Raw genomic sequence first — 23,476 nt, forward strand, 5'->3', positions numbered from 1 at the left:
TGTAGTATCCCTCGACGAATCCCATCGTCGCCATGAGGCATTGGTTCGCAACGACACCGTCGAGCGCGCGCGCCAAGGGCGCGGAGCGTTTGCCGCGCAATGAGTGGCGCTGCCTGCATGGTGGGCTTTAAAACGCGCTCGGCGACAGAGCTCTTAGGCTACCGCGCGAGCTGATCCCGCTCGGGCCCGACGCAGACGAGCTCGACGGGAACGCCCATAAACCGCTGGAGCGTCTGGAGGTACGTGCCGGCGGCTCCCGGTAGATCGGCAATCCGGCGAACGCCGCGCACGTCCTCTGCCCAACCCTCCAAGTACTGCGTCTCGACGGAGCCGTCGGGTGCATACGCCGTCACGACGCCGATGCGCTCCATACCGGAGAGCACGTCGAGTTTCGTGAGCGCGACCGCGTCGACGCCGTTGACGCGCACGGCGTAGCGCGCCGCGACGGCATCGAACCACCCGCAGCGACGCGGGCGGCCCGTGACCGTTCCGAACTCGTGGCCGTGTTTTCTGAGATACTCCCCCTCACGATTCTCCAACTCGGACGGGAACGGCCCCGCGCCCACACGCGTGCAATAGGCCTTCGCGACGCCGATGACCCGCCCGACGGCTTTCGGTCCTATGCCAAGCCCGGTACAGGCTCCGCCCGCAATCGTACTCGAGCTGGTAACGTACGGATAGGTTCCGTAGACGACGTCGAGCATCGTTCCCTGCGCGCCCTCCGCGAGGATCCGAGCTCCGCGCTCGAGTCGCTCGTGGATATACGCCGCGCCGTCGACGACGTGCGACGCAAGCAGTTTCGCTTCGGGCGACGCCGCCTCATCGCAGAAGCGGCGCATCGTGACGCCGACGCGCGAAGCGCGGTCGGCGTACGCCGGGCCGATGCCGCGACCGGTCGTGCCGAGCGCCTGCGTCCCACGCTCGGCCTCGCGCCGAAGATCCGCCTCCACGTGCGCGGCAAGGACGACGTGCGCGCGATCCGAAATCGCGACGCGCTGGGGATCGACACCGAGCTTGCCGATCAGGGCAAACTCGTCGATCAGCGTCTGGGGATTGACGACACACCCGCCGCCGATGAAGAGCTCGGTGTGCGGCTGCAGAATCCCCGACGGCACGAGGCGCAGTGCGATCGTCTCCCCGCGAACGACCAACGAATGCCCCGCATTGTCGCCCCCGCCGAAGCGCGCGACGACGTCGTAGTCGCGCGCGTAGAAATCGACGACGCGCCCTTTACCTTCGTCACCCCACTGCACGCCGACGATGACATCGACGCTCACTCGGAGCGGAACTCCAAGTCCGACGTGACGCCCATCGGGATGAGCGGCCGTCCTTCGAACTGCGTCAAGATGAACTCCGAAAAGAGAGCGTTCGGCCAACCGAAGTCCTGGCGCGTGAATCGTGCCGGGTCGTTCACGTCGAACGACTCGTGCAAGAGATGGTCGCCGGGATCGCTTGCGAGCAGCTCGTTCAGAACATCTTCTTTCTCAGCCTGCGTCGTCGCGGTGATGCCTTGCATCACGAGCGCCAGCGGCCACACCCAGTTATCAGGCGTGTGAAAGCTCCCGATGCCGCGCGCGAACCGCCCTTGGTAGAACGACGGATTATCCTGCGAGAGCAAGAAGCGGCGCGTGTTGAGATAGTACTGATCGTCCGGCGTAGCGTATCCGAGATACGGCGCCGACAGCAGGCTTGGAATGTTCGCGTCGTCGGTCAGAATGGCGTGTCCCAAACCGTCGACCTCGTACGCGTACATGTACCCGTACTTCGGGACGAAGACCAACCCGTACGTTTGGATGCCGCGCTGCACCTCCGCACGCAACGCGAGCGCTTCATTGGCCTTGATGACGTTATGATAGACGCTGCGCTCGATCTCGGCCATGTCGCCGAGCGCGACCACCGCGAACATCTCCGAGGGAATAAGGAAGTTATAGTAGCACGCGTCGTCCGACGGACGGAAACCCGTCCAGATCATGCCCGTGTACGCTACGGGGCGTCCGGTACCGTTGAAGAGCTCCTTATGCGTGTAGCGGGAGTCGCGCGGATGATTCTGTTCGCGCTCCATCGTTACGAGCACCGCATCGAGCGCCTTGGCGAAATCCTGATTGAAGACCGTCGAGTCGCCGGTCGTTTTCCAATAACTCCACGCCAGCGTCATCGGGTACGAGAGGGAATCGAGCTCGAACTTTTGCTCCCAGACGCGGTAATCGAGCGTGAACGCATTGGCGTAGGGGTCGATTTGGATGTAGCGTACCATGCGCTCGATGAGCCCGCGTAAGAGCTGCCTGACTGCCGGATCCTGGCGCGCGAAGTAGAGGTACGGTCGCACTTGCGCGCTCGCATCCCGCAGCCATTCGGCGGGGATGTCTCCGGTAATGACGTAGGCAGTGCCGTCGGGTGCCGTTTGCGCGAGCTTCGCGGTATCGAGCAGCGTCGCACGAAGCATCGCTTGCAGATGCGGATTCGTGCTCGTATAGCTTTCCGCGAAATGCTGGATCGAGGGGAGATCGACCGGCGCGGCAGAGGCCGGCAGCGCCAAGCTCAGGCTCGCGGCAACGAGTACCCAGCGCAGGACGTTACGGCGCAAGCGCACCGTGAGCGTACAGCGCCGGAAGCTCGCGATAACGCCCCAGGTAGTCGAGACCGTAGCCGACCACGTAGACGTCCGGCGCGTCGAAGCCCTTGTACTCGATCGTCAGCTCGCCGATCCGGCGCTGCGGGCGGTCGAGGAGCACGCACAGCGCAAGCGATGCGGGCTGACGCGCGCGAAGCGTCTTCACCACGTATCCCATCGTGAGCCCGGTGTCGATCGTATCCTCGACGAGCACGACGTCACGCCCTTCCACCGAGTGCGCCATGTCTTTCTCGAAACGGATGCCTTGCTCGCCGCGAAATTTCGTCACGGCGATCACGTCGAACTCCGCGGGAATCGTCACCGCACGAGAGAGATCGGCGAGAAACGGCGCAGCGGCGTTGAGCACACCGACGAGCATCGGAACTCTACCGGCATAGTCACGCGAGATGCGCGCGCCCAAGTCCCGCACGCGGTCGGCGATGGCTTGCGCGTCGAAGAGCATCTCGCCGAGAGCGCTGCCGGTCTGCGGGACGGTCACCCGGCGCTCTTACGACACCCCGCATCATCTTTCCGCCCCGCAGGCAGACGCAAGAGCGCTCGCGTTCCCCCAAGCGGTGAGACGCCCAGGCGGAGCGTTCCACCCGCGCGTTCGGCGATCGTACGCGCGATGGTCAAGCCGAGACCGTGGCCGCGGATCTGCCCGCCAAAACCATTGCCGTCGTCGTCGACGGCGATGAGGACCGTATCGTCGGCCGCCGTACAAGAAAGCCGCACGGTGCCGTTTTTGCGGCCGTAACGAATCGCGTTCTCCACGAGATTGAGCACTGCGTGCATGCACGCGTCGGCGTCGATGCGCGCCGTTGCAGCGGCGCCGCTTATGTCTACCAACGTGGCGCCGCACCGGTGCGCGAGAGGCGCCAGCACGTCGATCGCGGCGCGCACGCATTCGCGAGCATCGCAGCTCTGTGCGACGAGAGCCGGCGGTGAGAGGTCGAGCAGCGAGAACTCGAGCATGCCGTCGACCATTCTGCCGAGACGCAACGCCTCGTGGCGCGCCGTTTCGAGAAAGCGGCGCACGCGCCCCGCATCCGCGTCACCGTCGAGTACGGTTTCCAGATACCCGCGAATCGAGGCAAGCGGCGTGCGCAGCTCGTGCCCCACTGCAGTCAAGAATGCATACCGCTCGCGCTCACGCGCACCCCGCTCCAGCGCGAGCGTCGCGGCGCGATCGACGGCGCGCGTATCTTCTGCGCGCTCCAGCGCCCACCAGCCGCTCTCCATGCGCCGGCCCGTTTGCCTGGCGATGCCGATTACGAGGCGCTCGAGCATGAGGCGGCAGTCGGCCGGGCTTGGCGTGCTCCCCGTGCGAGAACCCGCGAGGACCGCAACGTAGAACCGATCGCTGCCGCAGTCGTGCGCGAGGACGTCTTCTGCACGCACGATGCGCAGCGCCGCGGCACGGAACGCGACGGCGGTGCGACGCTCGAGCGCACGTGCCGCTCGCGTTCCCTTCTGCCACGCCGTCTCCGCAAACTCGGGCAAGCGCAATACGAGCAATGGGATTGCGTTGCTCGGCGCCGCACGAGCCGCCGCGCTCGTCAACGCGCGCACCGAGAACACCTTATGAACGATGGAACTTGTACCCGAAGCCATGCAGCGTTTCTACGATCGGCGGTAAGTGAAATGGCTCTTCGAGTTTTGCGCGCAGGCGGCGAACGTGCACGTCGACGGTGCGCTCGTCGCCGGCGAAGTCGAAACCCCAGGCCCGCGTTAACAGCCGTTCTCGCGAGAGGGCGACGCCCGCGTTCTGCGCGAGCACCGCAAGCAGCGCGTACTCGCGGGGTTTGAGCGTAACGGTGCGGCCGTCGACGCGCGCTTCTCGCGCGTGCTCGTCGATCTCGAGGCGTCCGAACCGCCAGACGCGTATCTCTGCGTGCGCCGTGCCGCTGCGTCGGAGCAGTGCCTTCACGCGCGCCACGAGCTCGCGCGGCGAGAACGGCTTGCAGACGTAATCGTCGGCTCCGAGCTCGAGGCCGACGACGCGGTCGATCTCGTCGCTTCGTGCCGTGAGGACGACGATCGGAACGCCGTGGCCCTCGCTGCGCAGCGTCCGCGCGACCTCGAAGCCGTCGAGCCCCGGCAGGCCGAGATCGAGGAGAAGCACGTCGGCAGACTCGCGGCCGGCGCGCAGGGCCGCATAGCCGTCCTCTACCCCAACGACGGCGTAGCCTTCGCGCTCGAAATGGTGCGCGACGAGCTCCCGGATCGATGCGTCGTCTTCGGCAACGACGATGTGCGAAGGAGGCACGTTATGGTACGGTACCCATCGTTGCCGGCGGGGAGACGCGATCCGTTCTAGCGTACTAGAGCGTTTCGAGCTCGACGCCCTGGAGCGGCCCGTGGTTTGTTGCGTGGTCGCGCAGTACCACATAGATGAGCGATGCCGGAAAGCCGAGGCGCTCGAGGCCCCTCGCAGCCAAAGGGTAGCTCACGACTGGGCGCTTGCGCAGATGCGCGGCAAGCGCGTCCTCACAGCGCGCGCGCTCGCCGGTCTCCATAGCTTGCACCGCATTCGCCGCGGCGTCCCGATCGATGCCCTTGCGAACGAGCTCACCCACGAGCCGCGCATCGCCGCACGCCTTACGCCTCCCCTCGACGTAGAGACGCGCGAAGAGACGATCGTCGAGCAGTCCGTCGCTTTTGCAGCGCGCGACCGCACCACGAATCGCCTCGTCGTCGTAGCCTTTGCGCGCGAGGCGCTGCCAGAGCTGCGCTTCAGTGAGGCGGCAGCGCGCGAGCAGGCGCAATGCCGCGGCAAAGGCTCGTTTGGACACCTCGGCCCTCCTTCGAGATTGTTACTCTTCGGTGGTGCCGACGGTCACGGTGGCGTGGCCGTTGCGCGAGACGTTCTTACCGAGCTGTTCGCGAATCTTCGCTTCGATCTCCACTGCAACAGCCGCGTTCTCTTCGAGGAATGCTTTGGCGTTCTCGCGGCCTTGCCCGATGCGCTGATCGCCATATGTGTACCACGAGCCGCTCTTGCCGACGACGTTTTGATCGAGCGCGACGTCGAGAATCGAGCCCATCTTCGAAATGCCGCGCCCGTACGTGATATCGAACTCGGCCTGCCGGAAGGGAGGCGCGATCTTGTTCTTCACGACCTTCACGCGAGTGCGCGAGCCGACGACCTCTTGACCGACCTTGATCTGCTCGAGCTTGCGTACGTCAAGCCGTATTGACGCGTAGAACTTCAGCGCGCGGCCACCCGAGGTCGTCTCGGGATTGCCGAACATGACGCCGACCTTCTCACGCAGCTGATTGATGAAGATCATCACCGTCTTGCTGCGGGAGATCGCGGCGGTGAGCTTGCGCAACGCCTGCGACATGAGCCGCGCCTGCAGACCGACGTGCGCGTCGCCCATGTCGCCCTCGAGCTCGGCTTTCGTCACGAGCGCAGCAACGGAGTCGATAACAACCACGTCGACCGCGTTGCTGCGCGTGAGCATCTCGGCGATCTCCAGCGCTTGCTCGCCGGTATCAGGCTGCGAGACGAGCAATCCCTCGAGATCGACGCCGAGCGCAGCGGCGTAGTTCGGATCGAGCGCGTGCTCGACGTCGACGAAGGCTGCGGTACCGCCGCTCTTCTGCGCCTCGGCGATGGCGTGGAGCGCGAGCGTGGTCTTGCCGCTCGATTCCGGGCCGTAGATTTCGACGATGCGTCCGCGCGGAAGGCCGCCGACGCCGAGTGCGAGGTCGAGTGCGATCGAGCCCGTGGGAACCACCTCGACTGCCATGCGTTCCTGGAAATCTCCCATGCGCATGATCGAGCCTTTGCCGAACTGCCGCTCGATCTGCGCGAGCGCGTTGGCAAGGGCGACCTGCCGTTCGTCTTGCGCCATCTCTATCTTTCACTCCATTTCTCTGCGTGATGTTTGTACGCACATCACGCTATCCGGCTGCGGTGCCAACTGTGTGGCTCTCTTTCTTCGGCACCACGTCTGAGGCGGCAGGTTTGTCCTTCGAGGATCGAACTCCTGTTCGCTCCATCCGCCTAGCCCAGGGGGCTCTCTTCGAAGAGGGCTTCGATGAAAGATCGAGGCTCGAATGGCTCGAGGTCCTCCAGGCTCTCCCCGACCCCGACCAACTTGATCGGGATCTCAAGCTCCTCGACGATCGCGACGAGGACGCCCCCCTTCGCGGTCGAGTCGAGCTTCGTGACGACGACGCCGGTCAGCGGGGTCGCCTCGTGAAAGAGCCGCGCCTGCGAGATCGCGTTCTGCCCGGTGGTCCCGTCGAGCACGAGCAACGTCTCCGCAGGTGGCGCTCCCAGCTCGCGCTCGATAATGCGGCGGATTTTCTTCAACTCTTCCATGAGGTTCGACTTCGTTTGCAGCCGGCCGGCCGTGTCGACGAGGATCGCGTCCATACCCCTGGCTTTGCCTGCTTTGATACCGTCGAACGCGACCGCGGCGGGGTCTGCGCCCTCGGCGCCGCGGACGAGCTCGCTGCCGGTCCGCTCCGCCCAGATTGCGAGCTGCTCGGCGGCGGCCGCGCGAAACGTATCGCCGGCGACCAGCATCACCCGTTTTCGGCGGTCGCGCAGGCGTTTTGCGAGCTTGCCGATCGTCGTCGTCTTGCCGCTGCCGTTGACGCCGACGACGAGAACCACTGCCGGCGGCCGGTCCAGATCGAGCTCGGTATGCCCTAGCGTGAGAAAGCGCTCCACGTCTTTGCGAAATCGCGCGACGGCCTGATCTCCCGTGGACCACGCTTCTTGCGTCGCGACCGTCTTGAGGCCGCGCACGATCTTCTCGGTCGTGGGCACGCCGAAGTCGGCGGCCACGAGCGTGTCTTCGAAATCCTCCCAAAACGCGGAGTCCAACGGCCTGGCTTCGCGACCCAATGCGCGAACGGCGGCGAAACCGTCGCGCGCACGCGTCAGCGTGGACTTTAGCCGGGAAAGGAAACTCATCGTCGCTGCGCTCTTGGACCGATAGGGGATTTCACCTCGCGGGTCGAGAGCTCGGGCGTGTAGGGCAATTGCAGCCGAATTGCGTATGCGGCAGGCATGACGACGATTGCTTCGCGCGCCTTTGCGGCGCTTGTCCTGACGGCGATGGCGTACGCTCTTCCCGCACGAGCTGCGATGGACTTCGGCGGCTTGAAGTACCGCGACATCGGACCCGCCATAGCCGGCGGCCGCACGACGACCGTCGTCGGTAGCGATGGCAACCCGAAGATCTACTATGCGGGCGGTGCCGGCGGCGGCGTCTTCAAGAGCGCCGACGGCGGCGTGAGCTGGGTGCCGGTGTTCGACAACGAGCCGGTGGCACCGATCGGCGCCATCGCTCTCGCACCGCACGATGCAAGCGACGTTTGGGTGGGCACGGGCGAAGCGAATCCGCGCAACGACGTCGAGCAGGGCGACGGAATCTGGCATTCGAGCAACGGCGGAACCACGTGGCGGCACATGGGGCTCGACGATGCCGGGTCGATCTCGGCGATCTCGATCGACCCCCGCAATCCGCGCCACGTCGCCGTCGCCGTTCTCGGGCAGATATTCCGCGACAGCACGATGCGCGGCATCTACGTCACGACGGACGGCGGCGCGCATTGGACGCGCACGCTCTACGTCAACGCGGGCGTCGGGGCATCCGACCTCGCGCGCGTGCCCGACAGTCCCAACACGCTCTTCGCCGGGATGTACTATCTGCGCCGCACGCCCTGGACGATGATCAGCGGCGGACCCGGCGGCGGGATTTTCCGCTCCGACGACAACGGCATGACGTGGCATAAGCTCGCGGGCCACGGGCTTCCCGGCGGGCCGGTCGGGCGCATCGGCCTAGCCGCGGGAACGCACGGGCGCATCTATGCGGACATGCAGTCGCGCGCGGGCGTACTATGGCGCTCCGATAACGGCGGCGCGACGTGGCGGCTGATGCCGCCCAGCCCGCTCGTTGGAGCGCGGCGCTTCTACTTCTCGCGCATCACCGTCGATCCGGCAAATAACGACCGCCTCATCAGCGTCGGACTCATCCTCTCCATGACGACGAACGGCGGCAAGACCTTCCACGCGATCTCCGAGAACGCGGGCTGGGACTACCATCAGGTTTGGTGGTCGCACGACGGTACGCGCGTCGCGGTCGGCAGCGACGAAGGTGCGATTCTTTCCAAGGACGGCGGCGACCGCTGGCTGCAGCCCTACGATCTTCCCTTCGCGCAGCCGTATCACGTGAGCTTCGACGACGAGATTCCGAACTATCACGTCTGCATCGGTTTGCAGGACGACAACTCGTGGTGCGGATGGGCGAACAGCCCGAGCGGCATCGGCGTGCTCAATCGCGATTGGTTCCAGTTTGCGCCCGGCGACGGCATGTGGGCGATGTTCGACCCGCTCGACCATCACGACATCTGGTCGACCTCAACGGCGAACGACACGGGGCAGGTCTATCTGTACAACACGCACACGCACCAGGTGAGCGAAGTCTCCCCCGACGCCGAGAGCAACGGCAGCCTGCCGGCCAGAGCGCTGCACTATCGCTTCAATTGGGATTCGCCGCTTGCGTTCACGCATAGCGGCGCCGCCCTCGTCGGAGGCAACGTCGTCTTCGAGAGCACCGATCGCGGGCAGCATTGGAGCGTCATCAGCCCGGATCTGACGCGGAACGATCGCGCGCATCAGGGTATTCCGGGCGGACCGGTCGACGCCGACATGTCCGGTGCCGAGACCGCCGACAACATCCTCGACATCGAGACGACGGCGCTCGATCCGTCACTGTATTGGGTAGGAACCGACGACGGGCTCGTGCAGCTCACACGCGATGCGGGATCAACGTGGACGAACGTCACGCCGCCGATCTTCCCACATTGGGGACGCGTCGCCACGGTATCGCCGGGAGCGTTCGACGCCGCAACGGCATTCGCGGCCGTGGACAATCACATGCTCGGAGATAACGGGCCGCATCTCTTCGAGACGACCGATTACGGCGCGCACTGGCGCTCCATCGACGGGAACATGCCGCACGATCTCTACGCGCGGGTCATCCGTCAAGATCCGGTCAACGCGCAGCTGCTCTACGCGGGCACGCAGCGCGGCATTTGGGCCTCATGGGACGGCGGCCGCCACTGGCAATCGCTGCGCCTGAACATGCCGGCCACGGCAATTTACGACCTTCACGTACAACCGACGGCAAACGATCTCGTCGTGGCTGCGCACGGACGCGGCGTGTGGATACTCGACGATATCGCCCCGCTCCAGCATCCCGCGAATCCGCAGCGTTTTACGCTCTTCCCGATTCGTACCACCTACCGCTGGTCCCCAATGCCGCCGATCAACGCGTTTCACGGGCAGCCGAGCAGTCAGTTCGTCGGGCCGAACGCAGAGTACGGCGCGCTCATCACCTACTCGCTTGCGCGCAAGACACGCCACGCGACGATCGAGATTCTCGATGCGAGCGGACGCGTCGTGCGGCACCTGAGCGGCAAGGACGCGCCGGGGAATCGCGGTCTCAATCGGGTTGCTTGGGACCTCGCGGAGGACGGACCGGTGAAGTGGCACGGAACCTTCAAGGATAACCAGGGGCCGGACGAAGGAGCCGACGTCGTGCCGGGAACCTTCATCGTGCGCGTGCGCGCGAACGGCACGACGCGCGAGCAGCAGGTCACCGTAAAGGAAGATCCGCGAGATGACCTGACAATCGCGCAGATTCAAGCGCATCACGACGTGCTTCGGCAGATCCTCGACGAGATCGGCGGCGTCGACACGATGCTCAACGGCATCGACCAGCGCTTGAAGCATGCGCCGCCCGCGCAGCGCGCGCGCCTGCTCGCGTTTCGCGCACGGCTCACGTACGATCCGCGCAATGTCGAAGATCTCAGCGGTCCGGCCGGACTGCGCGAGAAGCTCATGGATCTCTACGGGCGCATCGGGCAGTCGTACCAGCCGGCAACGCAACCCGAGATGGATCAGGCAACCGCGTACCACGCGCAATACGACGCCCTCGCCACGCGATGGAGAGCACTGAGGTAACGAGTTCGGGCGGGGATGCAGTGTATCTCAGGCTACGAGGAGGCTTGTTTGCGCGCGTACTTGCGCTTTGCGTTCGGGTCCTCGGGTCTGTAGCCGAGCTCCCGGCGAAGCTCTTGGAGGCGCTTGCGCAGATGGATGACGGCTTGCGCGTGAATCTGGGAGACGCGTGATTCCGAGACGCCGAGCACGCCCTTGATGTCCTTGAGCGTCTTGCCCTCAAAGTAGTAGAGACGGATCACGCGCCGCTCTTGCGACGGCAGGTCGTCGACGGCGGCGCTCAACTCCTCGCGGACCTCACGTTGCTCGATCTCGCCGACGATGTCTCCCGTATCGTCTCGCAGCGTATCTGCGAGCGGAATTTCGCGGCCCTTCTCTGTCGGTAGAAACTCCTCGAGCGACAACACCGAGCCGCCGCGCACGCGCTGGACGATGCGCGCAAGCTCCTTAACGTCGATCCCCATACGCTCGGCAAGCTCGTCGTCGGTCGGCGCACGGCCGAGGGCGGCTTCGAGCTCCTGGTGCGCGCGCTCGAGTTCCCGCGAGCGCTGGCGGACGGCGCGAGGGACCCAGTCGAGCGAGCGCAAGGCGTCGAGTATGGCGCCGTTGATGCGCGTGATCGCGTAGGTTTCGAACTTCACGCCACGGTCGTCGTCGTACTTTTCGATCGCGTCGAGCAAGCCGAGCACACCGTCGTTGATGAGGTCGTTCAGCTCGACGTTCGGCGGCAAGCTGACGGAGATACGCCCCGCGACATACTTCACGAGATGCAGATACTTATGGACGATCTCTTCTCGAGTGAGCTCGACGCCGCCGATTACGTAATGCACAGTCCGCAGAGTATCTCCGGTATCTCCGATAGCGGGGCGACGCGGTCGACAACGCCGGCAAGCGCCGCCGCTCGAGGCATACCGTAGACGACGCAGGTCGCTTCATCCTGCCCGATGACGTAGCCGCCGCTCTCTTTGAGATGCCGCAAGCCGTCCGCCCCGTCGCGCCCCATGCCGGTGAGCACGACGCCGATTCCCGCCGCGCCGTACGCCTGCGCGACCTCGGATGCGAGCGCGTCGACGCTGGGAACGTGCAACGAGCCTTCGTCGTCGTGCAGCCGAAGGCTGACGCGGCCGCCGCTATTCTGCAGGGCGAGCTGCCTGCCCGCCGGTACGATCGTGACACCACCTGGCTCGAGCACCGTGCCCTCCCGCCCCTCGCGCACGCGCAGCTTCGAAAGGCCGTCCAAACGCTTGGCGAGCGCAGGCGTGAAGCCGGCCGGCATGTGCTGGACCACGAGCACCGCCGCAGGAAAATCTCCGGGGAGCGCGGGGATGAGATGCGAGAGCGCTACGGGGCCTCCCGTCGAGGCGCCGATCGCCACACAGTGGAATGCGCTGCGCTTTCCTTCGACGCTCGAGCGCGTAACGCGTTTGATCGGCGGAGGAACCAGCACCTGGGCGCGGCCCGCACAACCCCGAACCTTCTCGACGAGGTCCAGAGCCACGTTCTCGATGTTTGCGTATGCAGCGTCGGGTTTCGCGACAAAATCGACCGCTCCGAGCTCGAGCGCCTTGAACGTGGTTTCGGCACCTGCACGCGTATGCGCGCTCACCATGATAATCGGCACGTGCGCTTGAGCGACGATGCGGCGCACCGCCTCAAGGCCGTCTACCTCCGGCATCGCAACGTCCATCGTCACGACGTCGGGGCGCAACGCGAACGTTTTTTCTACCGCCTCCTCGCCGTTACGTGCCGTGGCCACGACATGGATGTCGGCGTGCGCCTCCAGCATGGCCACGATCGCGCGCCGCATGAACGCCGAATCATCGGCAACGAGGACCTTAATGCGGTGCAGCATGCGTGCGACGATAGTAGACGGTTTCGCTCGTAACCACCGGCTCGTAGAGGTCGGTCGCGTGCATCAGCGACTCCGCGTGTCCCAAGAAGAGAAAGCCCCCTGGACGAAGCAGCGTCGCGAAAGCTCGCGCGACGTCGAGCTGCGTCGTGCGATCGAAGTAGATCAGTACGTTGCGGCAGAAAATCGCGTCCTGCGGGCCGACGCGAGCCATCGCCTGCGGATCCAGCAAGTTCACCCGGGAGAAGCGCACCATGGACTTCACCGGCTCCTCGATAAAGAACCCGTTTTCAAACGGGCGAAAGTACTTTTCGATCAACGCGGGAGGCGTCGCCCGAAAGGAGAGCTCTCGATAGAACCCGGCTCGGGCCCGCTCCAAGGCACGAGGCGACAAGTCCGATGCGAATATCGAGCACTCGACTGGCCCAATTCGGCCGGACTCGAGCAAACTCATTGCAAGCGAATACGGTTCCTCACCGGTCGAGCAGGCCGCCGACCAGATACGGAGCCGAGTGCCAGTCCGCCGGCATTGGTCGAGGACCGTGCCCGCCAGGACGCCGAGCTGCGCGCGTTCGCGCAGGAAGTACGTCTCATTGTTCGAGAGCAGCGATGCGAGCTCGTCCCATTCCGCTTCGCCCGCCGGCCCTTCGTCCAGATAGGCCCGATACTGCGCGAAGGTTTCGGCGCGGCACGTCACCATGCGCGCCTGCAGACGGCTGCGCAGCAGATACTCTTTGGAGTCGTCGAAGTAGAGGCCGAAGCGGGAACGGATGCGATTGCGAAGCGTTCGAAAATCGTCGCTCGCGACCTCGATCATCGCGCCGCGCGCAACAGAAAGCGCGTCATCTGCACGGAGAGGAAGATGCGATCGCGCAGCGTACGCCCATGCGCTTCGCCGTGGAGGATCTGCGGTAGCCGCGGTGTGGTCGAGAGCTGCTCGAAGAGCATGCCGAAGCGCTCCGGCCGGCGCTCGAGGAAGTGCATCAGTTTCAGGCGCCGCTGCAGCCGCCCTACGAAGCGTTCTTTCACCGCGCGCTCGTACCGGATCGCAGCGCGATGCGGCTCGTTACGATGCGCGAGAACCGATTCCGCTGCAAACCGCCCGCTGGCCGCAGCTTCGTAGATGCCTTCGCCGTTCGTCGCATCGACGAGGCCGGCAGCAGTGCCGCCCACCATCGCGATCCCGGCCGCGAGCACCGGTCGCGGTACACCCATGTAGAGGAGATGCCCTTCGACTTTCACGCACCGCACGCGCGCGTTGGGATAGAGGCGCTCGCGCACGCGCTGCGTAAACGCATCAAGCTCGGCGCGTAGCTTCCTACCATCCATCTTTCCGATGACGCCCAGTCCGATTGCCAGGTGATCGCGTTTCGGAAACATCCAACCGACGATCTGGCGCCCTTCGAGTCCGAAATAGTAATGCATCTCGAGGGTCTGATACGCGATTGCGATCGCGGGCGTATCGAGATAGACGCGGTACTGCAGCGTCGTCATCAGCCCGTCGCGCCAGCGTTCGTAGGCGAGCGGCGTGCGTTCCAGCACCGCCGTCGCACCCTGCGCGAGGAAGACGTTGCGCGCGGCAATATACTTGCGCGCGCCATCACGTGCATCGGCGTACTCGACGACGACGCCGCCCGCATCGGGTCGAAGCTCGCGAAAGAGCGATTGCGTTCGGATCTCGGCGCCCTCGTGCTGCGCGAGAGAAGCGATCGTGCCGTCGAGCTCTTCGCGCGTCGTCGTGTGACCGGGTCCAAAGTACAATGCGTGCTCGTTGCCATGGATGTCGAAAAGCGCCAGACGCGGCGTGTCGTAGTGCACGATCTCGCGCGGCAGATCGAACTCGGCACAGAAACCCGGGCGCAGCCCGGCGGCGCAGACGCGCTTCTCCCCGACGGTCGAGTCCTTTTCCAGCACCACAGCATGCAGACCGGCCCGTGCGGCTTCGCGCGCCGCGGTCGCGCCTGCCGGCCCGCAGCCGACGATCACTAACTCCGCCGTCTCCATTCGCACGGTTCTTCTGCGAAAGGACTCGCTCTCCGGCTCATCGTAGGCACCGCCGGGTGACTCCTGAACAAGCAATCATTGCAGGGCTGGCCGGCGGTGTTCTGGCTCTGGTCTACGGCGTTGCGCTCATCTATTGGGTCATCGCCCAACCGACGGGCAACGAACGGATGCGCGAGATCGCATCGGCGATTCAGGAAGGCGCGATGGCCTTCTTGCAGCGGCAGTACCGAACCGTGGCAATCGTCGCGGTCATACTCGCGGTCATCATCTTCTTCGTCCCAACGCTCGGATGGGAAGCCGCGGTCGGCTTCTTGGTCGGCGCCGTCCTCTCGGGTGCGGCCGGTTTCGTCGGGATGCTCGTTTCAGTACGCGCGAACGTACGCACGGCCGAAGCGGCCCGCACCGGCCTGAAGCAGGCTCTGCACGTCGCGTTTCGCGGCGGGGCCGTCACCGGCATGCTCGTCGTCGGCCTCGGCCTGCTCGCCGTCTCCGGCTACTACGCGATATTACTCGACGTCAACCACGGCGATACGTCGACATCGCTTGCGGCCATGGTCGGCCTCGCCTTCGGCTGTTCGCTGATATCGGTCTTCGCACGCTTGGGCGGCGGAATATATACGAAGGCCGCTGATATCGGCGCCGATCTCGTCGGCAAGCTCGAGGCCGGGATTCCCGAGGACGATCCGCGCAATCCGGCGGTCATCGCGGACAACGTCGGCGACAACGTCGGCGATTGCGCGGGCATGGCAGCCGATCTGTTCGAGACGTATTGCGTGACGACCGTCGCCGCGATGTTGCTCGGGCACCTCATCTTCGGCAACACGCTGCCGGCCGCGACGACGTTCCCGCTGCTGCTCGGCGCGATCTCGATCGTCGCCTCGATCGTCGGGTCGCTGTTCGTGGGCGCGGGGAGAGTCGAGAAGTCGCGCATCATGGGCAGCTTGTACGGCGGTATGATCGTCGCGGGCGTTCTCGCGCTGATCGGATTCTACTTCATCACGCGCGTCGTGTTCGGCGCCGGGACGATCTCGCCGTTCGCAGTCTTCCTCTGCGCGCTCGTCGGCGTCCTCGTGACGGGGGCGCTCACCTTCGTGACCGAGTACTTTACGGGAACGCAGTTCAATCCGGTTCGCCGCATCGCGCAAGCATCCACCACTGGACACGCGACGAATATCATTGCCGGCCTCGCAGTGTCGATGCAGGGCACGGCGATTCCGGCGCTCGTCATCGTCGTCGGCATTCTCGTCAGTTACGGCCTCGCCGGGGTGTACGGCGTCGCCATCGCGGTGATGGCAATGCTCTCGCTGGCCGGTATCGTCGTTGCAATAGACTCTTTCGGCCCGATCACCGACAACGCGGGCGGCATTGCGGAGATGGCCGATATGCCGGAGGAAGTTCGCAGCCGCACCGATCCACTCGACGCGGTCGGCAACACGACCAAGGCCGTGACCAAGGGGTACGCGATCGGCTCCGCAGCGCTCGCAGCGATCGTGCTCTTCAACTCATTCATTCAGGAGCTGGTGCAGCACAGCTGCCACGGCGCGGGAACGCTGGCGGCGTGCTCGAGTGCGATTTCCGGAACGTTCGTCATCAGCTATCCGTACGTTTTGACCGGGCTCTTCATCGGCGGCTTGCTGCCGTATCTCTTCGCCTCGCTTGCATTGGAGGCGGTCGGCCGCGCCGGCGGCTACGTCGTCGAAGAAGTGCGCCGCCAGTTTCGCGAGATTCCCGGCATCATGGAAGGGACGGCGAAGCCCGATTACGGCACCACGGTCGACATCGTCACGCGCGCAGCTCTGCGCGAGATGATCGTACCGGCGCTCATTCCGGTCGGCGTTCCGGTGCTCGTCGTCGCGCTCACGGTTTTGCACGTGCTGCCCGGCAACTCGGGCGCGCAGATGATGGGCGGCATTCTCATCGGCTCGATCGTCACGGGGCTCTTCGTCGCGATCTCGATGACGACCGGCGGCGGCGCGTGGGACAACGCGAAGAAGTACATCGAGGACGGGCACTTCGGAGGGAAGGGCTCAGTAGCGCACCAAGCGGCGGTGACCGGCGACACCGTCGGCGATCCGTATAAAGACACTGCCGGACCAGCCATCAATCCGATGATCAAGGTCCTCAACATCGTCGCTTTGCTCCTGGTCGGGTTTCTCGCGCACTAAGCCGCCTTTCATGTCACCGGTTCGACGGTAAACGATCACGGCATCCGGGGGAAGGCGCAAATCGCGATCGCGAGCCAATCGCAGTAGGCTCACCAGCCGCCGGAGGCGCCGCCCCCACCGAAGCCGCCGCCTCCGCCGGAGAATCCGCCGCCGAATCCCCCTCCGCCGCCACCGAAGCCGCCGATGAACGGACCGCCCCAGTACAACATGCTTCCGTGTGAGGTTCGCGAGGAAATCCACGTGTCGTGCCACGCTTTAGCAGCTGCAGCCGGGCCGTGCGTGACGAACGTCACGAGGTAGCGAATGCCGGCGACAAACACCATCAGCAGCACGATCCAGAAGAAGCCGAGGAAGATGATGAGCGGAAGCCACGGACCGGTGAGTCCGCCGCTCGCACCGTTCGCGCTCGCTTCCGGAGCCGAGACCGCGTGCCCGATCCGCGCCGCGAACGACGGCGTGATCGTGGTCAGCATGTGGTCGACGCCGTTTTGCACGGCTCCGTCGACGTCTCCGGCGCGCAACCTCGGTGTGATGACGTTCTCGACGATCCAAAAGGACTGCGCGTCGGTGAGGTAAGGCTCCAAGCCGTATCCGACCTCGATGCGAACCTTGTGGTCCTGCATCAAGATGAAGAGCACCGCTCCATCGTCGTGATGCCTTCGTCCGATTCCCCAGCGCTCGGCCGCGTGCACCGTCCATTGCTCGAGCGGCACGTCCCCGGTCGTGCCGCCGATATAGACGACGACTTGGTGGCCCGTCGCGCGTTCGTAATCGCGAAGCTCCGCGTCGACGCGCGAGATGGTCTGGGCAGAGAGCACGCTTTGCGTATCGGTGACGTATGCTGTCGGCGTCGGCGGTGCAGCCATCGCGGCAGCAAAAAGCAATGCGGCGAACATCAGGCGGCCGCCGGAAAGTGTGCCTGCAACTCTTTACCTATGCGCTCGACCGCGTGCACGATGGCAGCGGCGATGTTTTTGCTCGCGAAGTAGGGGCGCATCTCCTCGACGACGTCGCGCCAAAACGTCTCGCCAACGCGCTCGTGTAAGTCGCGATCGCCCAAAACCGCATACTTTCGCGCAACCGGCGCGACGAGCACGAGCGCCGCGTTGCGCTCGTGCGCCCCGTGGAGGCCCGCGTGCTCGAACTCCGCCTTCGCACGAGCGAACGCGTCAACGTCCTTGTCCGGTACGATTCGGACGGCGATCCGCCCCGTCGTTCCGGCTTCGGCGGCCCGGATCGCACGCTCGATGCGCGCGTGCTCGGGCCGCGTCACGGGAAGTTGACTTGGGGCGCGCTCTGCGCGGCCGGGTTCGCCGCGAAGTACGGCTTCGGGGCGAACTGCGACCCGAAGAGGCCGACGATGAAGACCGTCGGTGCGGTGTTGCGGCGCGTGTTGAATGCCTGCGCGTCCTCGTTGTAGCGACGCCGCTCCACGGCGATGCGGTTCTCCGTTCCTTCGAGCTGCGCTTGCAGCGTCAAGAAGTTCTGGCTTGCCTGCAGCTGCGGATAGTTCTCACTGACCGCCAGCAGATGCGTCAGTGCCGTGCCGAGCGTGTCCTGCGCTCGCTGATACTGGGCGAAGGCCTGCGGGTTGCGCAGCGCGTTCTGCACCACCTGCGGGGAGATCTGCCCGACCTGCGCGCGCGCTTGCGCGACCGCTACGTACGTCGACTTCTCGAAGTTCGCCGCACCGCGAACCGTGGCGACCAAGTTCGGGATGAGATCGGCGCGCCGCTGGTAGACCGTTTGCACCTGTCCCCATTGCGCCTGCACGGTCTGGTCGAGCGAGACCAGCGAGTTGTAGGTTGCAAAGCCCCAGAGGACGATGACGACGAGAATGCCGAGAACAATCCAGAGTGCATAGGCCGGGCGTCGCTGTTCCATATCAGTTCCCTCTTATATCTGCCCGGCTTCGTGCTCGAGCGCCCGATACTTCTTGTAGATGACGTAGTACGACGTCACCAGCATCGCGATCGCCAGCGCAAGCAGTCCGTCGCCAAGCGGTGCCGCGTATAGCGTACCCATGAAGGCGATGCGCAAGCCCGCACGAATTGCAAACGCGCCGAGCCAGATCACCGCGACGATCCACGAGGGCCCCAGGTACATCACGTCGGGGCGCTCGGTAGCGCGAACCGTCGTGTGCTTTCCGCGCAGCATGCCCAGCGGAATGCCCAGCACCGCTCCTGCCACGAGCGCGAGACTGATCAACGGCGCCGGCGTCGGCGCCTGCTGCTGCTCGCCCCAAATCGCCAGCGCCGTCATCGCAAGAAAGATGACGGGCCCGATCCACATCCGCGCGATGCTGATGCGCATGGGACGCGAGTAGCGCCGGATGAGCAATACGGCAACGACGGCGTAGATCGCCAGCGTTATCGGCAGTGTCTGTTGCGCAGCATGCTCGTTCATGCCGAGACTCTATTTTATCTCGACCTTGGCGCCGGCTTCCTCGAGCTTCTTCTTTGTGCTCTCGGCTTCGTCTTTCGTGACGCCTTCCTTCACGGCTTTGGGAGCGCTCTCGACGAACGCCTTCGCTTCCGTGAGGCCGAGATTCGTAATCTCGCGCACCGCTTTGATGACCTTGATCTTCTCCGGACCCGCTTCGGCGAGCACGACGTCGAACTCGGTCTGCTCGGCCGCCGGAGCCGCTACGGCTGCCGCACCGCCGGCCGCGACCATCGCAACCGGGGCAGCGGCTGAGACGCCGTATTTGTCCTCGAGCTGCTTGACGAGATCCGCAAGCTCGAGCACCGTGAGTTTGTCGATTTGTTCGATGAGATCTGAGAGTGCCATGACCTTCCTCGTTGTCGAAGTTTGAGTTACGATGCCGCCGCGAGCTTCTGCTCGCGAACGGCGTTGAGCACGCGGACGAGTCCGCTTTGGTTGCCCGAGAGAACGGTGACGAGTCCGCGCATCGGGCTCGCCAACGATCCGACGAGTTTTGCGAGGAGCTCGTGTTTCGACGGCAGCGACGCGAGAATCGCGATTTGCTTCGCATCCACCAACCGTCCGTCGATGAAGGCTGCTTTCACGTTGATTCTCTTGACGGTGTCGGCGAAGGCTTTCAGCGCTTTTGCGGGTGCGACGGGATCGTCGCTCGCAAAAACGACGCCTGTCGGCCCTGCCAGAAACGACTCGAATGCCGCCGCCATCTCGTCGCCCGCCGCGATGCGAAAGAGCGTGTTCTTGACCACTGCGTACGCGTTGCCGTCCTTGCGCAGCTCGCCGCGCAGCCGCGTGATCTCCGCGACCGTGAGCCCGGTGTAATCCGTGAGAATGAGATGTTTGGCCCCCGCGAGCTTCTCGCGCAGGTCGGTGATCGCAGCCTCTTTTCGTGCGGTTGGCATCGCCAGCGACTCCTCGTACGAATGAAAAGCGCCCCTCCGATGCGAGGGGCGCATGCATCGAAGGGCCGCAACGGGGCCTCCTGCTCTTGCGCATCCTCGGCAGGTCCCGGTTCGAGTTTACGGCCTCACGGCCACCTGCGGTCTTCGGAGCCTGGGCTAGAGTAGCACACTTGGCCTCGAGGAGGCAACGGCGTGGAACGCTCGAACCGCGAGGCGCGATGCAAACGCTCCCGCCCGCCGCAGCAGCCGCGCTCGAGCGCCTTCTCGCTGGGAATACCCGCATGCTCGCCGGCCAGCCGCTTTTGCCGCCGGATTCGGCGCGGCGCTCGGAGCTCGCCGAGGTACAGACGCCCTTCGCCGCGATTCTCGCCTGCGTCGACTCGCGCGTGATTCCGGAACTCGTCTTCCACCAGGATATCGGCAACCTCATCGTGGCACGCGTTCCCGGCAATGCGCTCGACGACGACGCCGTCGCGGCGCTCGAGTTCGCCGTCGTGATGCTGGGCGCGCCGCTCGCCTTCGTGCTCGGTCACACCGGCTGCGGCGCGATGCGGATCGCGATCGACTCCGTGCACGACCGCCGGCGCCCTCCCGGGCACCTCGCGCCGGCGCTTGCGCCGCTGCTGCCGGCGGTGAAGCAGGCTCGGGGCGGCGAGGGCGATTGGCTCGACAACGCCGTCGCAGAGAACGTACGTCTCGTCGTACAGACGTTGCCACGCCGTTCGCCGCTCCTGCGCGCCGCAGTAGAGAAAGACGCCGCCGGAATCGCCGGCGGCGTCTACGATCTTCGTACCGGGGCCGTTACGCGGTTGCTTTGATGCGATTCGGATCCACTTTGACGCCCGGGCCCATCGTCGAGGCCAGGGTGACGCTGCGCAGGTACGTTCCTTTTGCCGAAGGAGGCTTGGCGCGCAAGATTGCGTCGAGCAACGTGCCGACGTTGTCCAGCAGCTGCTCCTCCTCGAAGCTCGCCTTGCCGACGATGGTGTGAATGATGCCGGCTTTGTCGACGCGGAACTCGACTTTGCCGGCCTTGATGTCACGAATCGCAGCACCGATATTCGGCGACACGGTTCCCGCCTTGGGGTTGGGCATCTTCGTCGCGAGCGTGCGGCCGAGCTCTTTGCCGACCTGCGCCATCATATCCGGCGTTGCCACCGCGACGTCGAATGCGTCAAACCCGCCCTTCACTTTGTCGATCAGGTCCTGATCGCCGATTTCGTCGGCACCGGCCTCGCGCGCTTCCTTGGCTTTGTCACCCTTCGCGAACGCGATGACGCGTACGGTCTGCCCCGTACCATGCGGCAAGAGCACCGTGCCGCGAACCGTCTGATCGCTTTTTTTCGGATCGATACCGAGGCGGATGTGCGCTTCGACGGTCTCGTTGAACTTCGCATTCGCGTGCTTCTTCACGAGAGCGACCGCTTCGCTCGGCGCAAACTGCCGTTCGCGATCGAAGTCCGTCAGGAGCGCGCGCATGCGCTTGCCGTGCTGCCGCATCTAGCCCTCCACCTCGACGCCCATCGAGCGCGCCGTCCCCGCGATGATCTTCTTTGCAGCTTCGATTTCGTTCGCGTTGAGATCGGGCATCTTGATCTTCGCGATCTCTTCGAGCTGCGCGTGCGTTAGCTTGCCGACCTTGTTACGATTGGGCTCCTTGCTCCCCGACTCGATCTTTGCCGCCTGCTTGATCAGGAACGACGCCGGCGGCGTCTTCGTAATGAAGGTGAACGTCCGGTCCTCAAAGACCGTGATCTCGACGGGGATGATCATCCCCGCCTGCGCTGCGGTACGTTCGTTGTACTGCTTGCAGAAATCCATGATGTTCAAGCTATACGGGCCAAGCGCTGGACCGATCGGCGGCGCGGGCGTCGCCTTGCCGGCCGGAATCTGTAAGCCGATTTTTCCTACGACCTTTTTTGCCATGCTTTTAGACTTTCTCTACCTGGAAGAACTCTAACTCGACGGGCGTTTCGCGGCCGAAGATCGAGATCAGCGCGCGCAGGCGCTCCTTCTCCGGCTGGATGTCGTCGACGATGCCCGTGAAATCGAAGAATGGACCGGACGTCACCTTCACGCGATCGCCCTTCTTGAAGTCGATCTTGAGCTTCGGAGCTTCGATGCCCATCTGCTTCAGAATCGTTTTGACTTCTTTCTCTTGCAGCGCAACCGGCTTCTCGCCGGGTCCGGGGCTGCCCACGAAGCCCGTCACGCCTTGCGTGTTGCGTACGACGAACCACGATTGATCGTCCATGACCATCTCGACCAAGACGTAGCCAGGGAAGACTTTCTTGGGCGTGATCTTGCGCTTGCCGTCTTTGAACTCGACTTCGTCTTCCATCGGAACGAGCACGCGGAAGATCTTGTCTTGCATGCCCATCGAGTGGATACGGCGCTCGAGATTCGCCTTGACTTTGTTTTCGTAACCGGAGTACGTGTGCACGACGAACCAGTTACGCCCGTCCTTCGGGGCAGCTTGCGCCGGCGATTCCGCTTCCTGCTCCTGCTCGACTTCCGGCTCGTGCACGGGCCCCAGTTCGTGCTCGGGCTCTGCCGTCGGCGCGAAGACGTCGCCGAACGGATTTTGCTCGGGCAACAGGTGTTCCACTTACACTCCCCCTCCCAGGCTCGGATGAATCCAGGAGAAGATGTATCCAAATGCCTGGTCGAGCGCCCAGGTGAACAGGCCGATCCCGATTACCAGCGCAAGGGTCAACACCGTTGCGGAGATCCACTCTTCGCTCGTCGGCCATGTGACGCGACGCAACTCGGCGATGACGCCGCGAAAGAAGTCCGCACCGCCGAGTGCTGCGGCTCGGCGATTGGCAGTCGCAAGACTGCGTCCCATCGCGCTCTTCTTCTGTTCGCTCATGTGTTCCCCAAGTCTCACGCGTGTTTCTGGCAGGGCGGGCAGGACTCGAACCCGCAACCCGTCGCTTTGGAGGCGACCGCTCTACCAATTGAGCTACCGCCCTACGCTACTCCCGAACGGCTTTGCCGCTACCTCGTCTCACGATGGGGGCGGTGGCAACGGCAGAAACGACAGTATTTGCTCAGCTCGAGCCGCTCCGTCGTCTTTTGCTTGTTCTTCTGCGTGTTGTAGTTCCGGCGCTTGCACTCCGTGCATGCCAGCACTACGATCACGCGGTTTTCCTTTTTTGCCACTTCCCTCGGCCCCGTCGCAGGACATTAAAAACGGACCCCTCGGTCCGCTCAACGCCCTATGCTACCACGGCGGCTCCGAGCACGCAAGACGCCGAATCGCGCCCTGTCGCTGGCAAGGAAGTAGGACCGGGTAAGCGAGGCCCCTACCCGCGTGTGGAGGCCCGCGATTTTCGTGCGCCCGGGCGGAATCGAACCGCCAGCCTTGGGCTTAGGAGTCCCCTGCTCTATCCAGTTTGAGCTACGGGCGCGCGCTGACCTTGCCTCATTTTATGCGGGTTTGCGGCGCAACCGCCCTTCGGCCGGGGCATGGAAACCTGCGGCGCTTACTAGCGGCCGCCCACCCGCAGGGCG

Annotated in this window: 26 protein-coding genes and 2 tRNA genes; 3 read left to right on the plus strand and 25 right to left on the minus strand. The window is 64.6% G+C overall.

Translation table 11 applies throughout. From position 1 onward, the window contains the following. Positions 1–158 precede the first annotated feature (158 nt). From VMV82_00005 to ftsY, 8 genes are all read right to left on the minus strand, one after another. Positions 159–1,277, minus strand: coding sequence for an adenylosuccinate synthetase (locus VMV82_00005; protein HUY39941.1), 1,119 nt, complete (start codon positions 1,275–1,277; stop codon positions 159–161). Next, positions 1,274–2,590: a glycoside hydrolase family 125 protein gene (locus tag VMV82_00010; protein ID HUY39942.1), complete on the minus strand. Its 1,317-nt coding sequence runs from the start codon at positions 2,588–2,590 to the stop codon at positions 1,274–1,276. The genes VMV82_00005 and VMV82_00010 overlap by 4 nt, the downstream gene beginning before the upstream one ends. Continuing rightward, on the minus strand, positions 2,574–3,110 hold the full coding sequence (locus tag VMV82_00015) for a phosphoribosyltransferase family protein (protein HUY39943.1): 537 nt from the start codon (positions 3,108–3,110) through the stop codon (positions 2,574–2,576). Before VMV82_00015 ends, VMV82_00010 begins: the two co-directional genes overlap by 17 nt. Further along, positions 3,107–4,183, minus strand: coding sequence for a HAMP domain-containing sensor histidine kinase (locus VMV82_00020; protein HUY39944.1), 1,077 nt, complete (start codon positions 4,181–4,183; stop codon positions 3,107–3,109). The genes VMV82_00015 and VMV82_00020 overlap by 4 nt, the downstream gene beginning before the upstream one ends. A 10-nt stretch (positions 4,184–4,193) precedes the next feature. Beyond that, positions 4,194–4,880: a response regulator transcription factor gene (locus VMV82_00025; GenBank protein HUY39945.1), complete on the minus strand. Its 687-nt coding sequence runs from the start codon at positions 4,878–4,880 to the stop codon at positions 4,194–4,196. Positions 4,881–4,935: 55 nt separating this feature from the next. Further along, positions 4,936–5,406, minus strand: a complete 471-nt coding sequence (locus tag VMV82_00030; protein ID HUY39946.1) for a regulatory protein RecX — start codon at positions 5,404–5,406, stop codon at positions 4,936–4,938. 21 nt (positions 5,407–5,427) lie between these two features. Further along, complete coding sequence (gene recA / locus VMV82_00035; protein ID HUY39947.1) at positions 5,428–6,471, minus strand: recombinase RecA; 1,044 nt, start codon at positions 6,469–6,471, stop codon at positions 5,428–5,430. Between the two features lie 152 nt (positions 6,472–6,623). Continuing rightward, on the minus strand, positions 6,624–7,544 hold the full coding sequence (gene ftsY / locus VMV82_00040) for a signal recognition particle-docking protein FtsY (protein HUY39948.1): 921 nt from the start codon (positions 7,542–7,544) through the stop codon (positions 6,624–6,626). A gap of 96 nt (positions 7,545–7,640) precedes the next feature. Here ftsY and VMV82_00045 point away from each other — a divergent pair, with 96 nt between their 5' ends. Continuing rightward, positions 7,641–10,601: a hypothetical protein gene (locus tag VMV82_00045; protein ID HUY39949.1), complete on the plus strand. Its 2,961-nt coding sequence runs from the start codon at positions 7,641–7,643 to the stop codon at positions 10,599–10,601. 32 nt (positions 10,602–10,633) lie between these two features. Here the strand turns inward: VMV82_00045 and VMV82_00050 are convergent, their stop codons facing one another. From VMV82_00050 to VMV82_00065, 4 genes are read right to left on the minus strand one after another with little or no spacing between them, the layout of a single operon-like run. Next, a complete protein-coding gene (locus tag VMV82_00050; protein HUY39950.1) occupies positions 10,634–11,428 on the minus strand; it encodes a FliA/WhiG family RNA polymerase sigma factor in 795 nt (264 codons plus the stop codon). Further along, positions 11,416–12,450: a chemotaxis response regulator protein-glutamate methylesterase gene (locus VMV82_00055; GenBank protein HUY39951.1), complete on the minus strand. Its 1,035-nt coding sequence runs from the start codon at positions 12,448–12,450 to the stop codon at positions 11,416–11,418. The genes VMV82_00050 and VMV82_00055 overlap by 13 nt, the downstream gene beginning before the upstream one ends. Beyond that, positions 12,434–13,264 (minus strand): protein-glutamate O-methyltransferase CheR, encoded by an 831-nt coding sequence (locus VMV82_00060; GenBank protein HUY39952.1) that lies wholly within the window; start codon positions 13,262–13,264, stop codon positions 12,434–12,436. Before VMV82_00060 ends, VMV82_00055 begins: the two co-directional genes overlap by 17 nt. Then, positions 13,261–14,451, minus strand: coding sequence for an NAD(P)/FAD-dependent oxidoreductase (locus VMV82_00065; protein ID HUY39953.1), 1,191 nt, complete (start codon positions 14,449–14,451; stop codon positions 13,261–13,263). The genes VMV82_00060 and VMV82_00065 overlap by 4 nt, the downstream gene beginning before the upstream one ends. Before the next feature lie 56 nt (positions 14,452–14,507). On the opposite strand from VMV82_00065, the gene VMV82_00070 reads away from it, so the two are divergent. Then, positions 14,508–16,616 (plus strand): sodium-translocating pyrophosphatase, encoded by a 2,109-nt coding sequence (locus VMV82_00070; protein HUY39954.1) that lies wholly within the window; start codon positions 14,508–14,510, stop codon positions 16,614–16,616. 89 nt (positions 16,617–16,705) lie between these two features. Here VMV82_00070 and VMV82_00075 read toward each other — a convergent pair whose 3' ends face one another. Genes VMV82_00075 through rplJ form a run of 6 tightly spaced genes read right to left on the minus strand, consistent with a single transcriptional unit; the run spans position 16,706 to position 19,960 of the window. Continuing rightward, the gene (locus tag VMV82_00075; protein ID HUY39955.1) at positions 16,706–17,482 is read right to left on the minus strand and encodes a TPM domain-containing protein; all 777 of its coding nucleotides are present in this window, start codon (positions 17,480–17,482) and stop codon (positions 16,706–16,708) included. A 29-nt stretch (positions 17,483–17,511) separates the two neighbouring features. After that, complete coding sequence (locus VMV82_00080; protein ID HUY39956.1) at positions 17,512–17,889, minus strand: TPM domain-containing protein; 378 nt, start codon at positions 17,887–17,889, stop codon at positions 17,512–17,514. Continuing rightward, entirely contained in the window at positions 17,886–18,500 is a 615-nt protein-coding gene (locus tag VMV82_00085; GenBank protein ID HUY39957.1) for a LemA family protein, read from the minus strand. Before VMV82_00085 ends, VMV82_00080 begins: the two co-directional genes overlap by 4 nt. A 12-nt stretch (positions 18,501–18,512) precedes the next feature. Continuing rightward, complete coding sequence (locus VMV82_00090; protein ID HUY39958.1) at positions 18,513–19,022, minus strand: hypothetical protein; 510 nt, start codon at positions 19,020–19,022, stop codon at positions 18,513–18,515. A 9-nt stretch (positions 19,023–19,031) separates the two neighbouring features. Next, positions 19,032–19,406 carry a 50S ribosomal protein L7/L12 gene (gene rplL, locus VMV82_00095; GenBank protein HUY39959.1) on the minus strand — a complete coding sequence of 125 codons (375 nt, stop codon included), beginning with the start codon at positions 19,404–19,406 and terminating at the stop codon, positions 19,032–19,034. 26 nt (positions 19,407–19,432) lie between these two features. Then, on the minus strand, positions 19,433–19,960 hold the full coding sequence (gene rplJ / locus VMV82_00100) for a 50S ribosomal protein L10 (GenBank protein ID HUY39960.1): 528 nt from the start codon (positions 19,958–19,960) through the stop codon (positions 19,433–19,435). A gap of 218 nt (positions 19,961–20,178) precedes the next feature. Between rplJ and VMV82_00105 the strand changes: the two genes are divergently transcribed. Beyond that, complete coding sequence (locus VMV82_00105; GenBank protein ID HUY39961.1) at positions 20,179–20,778, plus strand: carbonic anhydrase; 600 nt, start codon at positions 20,179–20,181, stop codon at positions 20,776–20,778. Here the strand turns inward: VMV82_00105 and rplA are convergent. The 7 genes from rplA to VMV82_00140 all read right to left on the minus strand — a co-directional run bounded on the left by rplA (position 20,762) and on the right by VMV82_00140 (position 23,373). Continuing rightward, positions 20,762–21,460, minus strand: coding sequence for a 50S ribosomal protein L1 (gene rplA, locus VMV82_00110; GenBank protein ID HUY39962.1), 699 nt, complete (start codon positions 21,458–21,460; stop codon positions 20,762–20,764). The two genes, VMV82_00105 and rplA, sit on opposite strands and share 17 nt — an antisense overlap. Beyond that, on the minus strand, positions 21,461–21,886 hold the full coding sequence (rplK, locus tag VMV82_00115) for a 50S ribosomal protein L11 (GenBank protein HUY39963.1): 426 nt from the start codon (positions 21,884–21,886) through the stop codon (positions 21,461–21,463). It lies immediately after the preceding gene. Between the two features lie 4 nt (positions 21,887–21,890). Beyond that, a complete protein-coding gene (gene nusG / locus VMV82_00120) occupies positions 21,891–22,403 on the minus strand; it encodes a transcription termination/antitermination protein NusG (GenBank protein HUY39964.1) in 513 nt (170 codons plus the stop codon). Positions 22,404–22,568: 165 nt separating this feature from the next. After that, on the minus strand, positions 22,569–22,850 hold the full coding sequence (gene secE / locus VMV82_00125) for a preprotein translocase subunit SecE (GenBank protein HUY39965.1): 282 nt from the start codon (positions 22,848–22,850) through the stop codon (positions 22,569–22,571). Positions 22,851–22,859: 9 nt separating this feature from the next. Then, positions 22,860–22,935 (minus strand) — tRNA-Trp (locus tag VMV82_00130). A 25-nt stretch (positions 22,936–22,960) separates the two neighbouring features. Beyond that, entirely contained in the window at positions 22,961–23,125 is a 165-nt protein-coding gene (rpmG, locus tag VMV82_00135; protein HUY39966.1) for a 50S ribosomal protein L33, read from the minus strand. 173 nt (positions 23,126–23,298) lie between these two features. Beyond that, a tRNA-Arg gene (locus tag VMV82_00140) sits at positions 23,299–23,373 on the minus strand. Positions 23,374–23,476 lie beyond the last annotated feature (103 nt).

The sequence above is a fragment of the Candidatus Dormiibacterota bacterium genome (genome assembly GCA_035532035.1).
Lineage (GTDB): Bacteria > Vulcanimicrobiota > Vulcanimicrobiia > Vulcanimicrobiales > Vulcanimicrobiaceae > Tyrphobacter.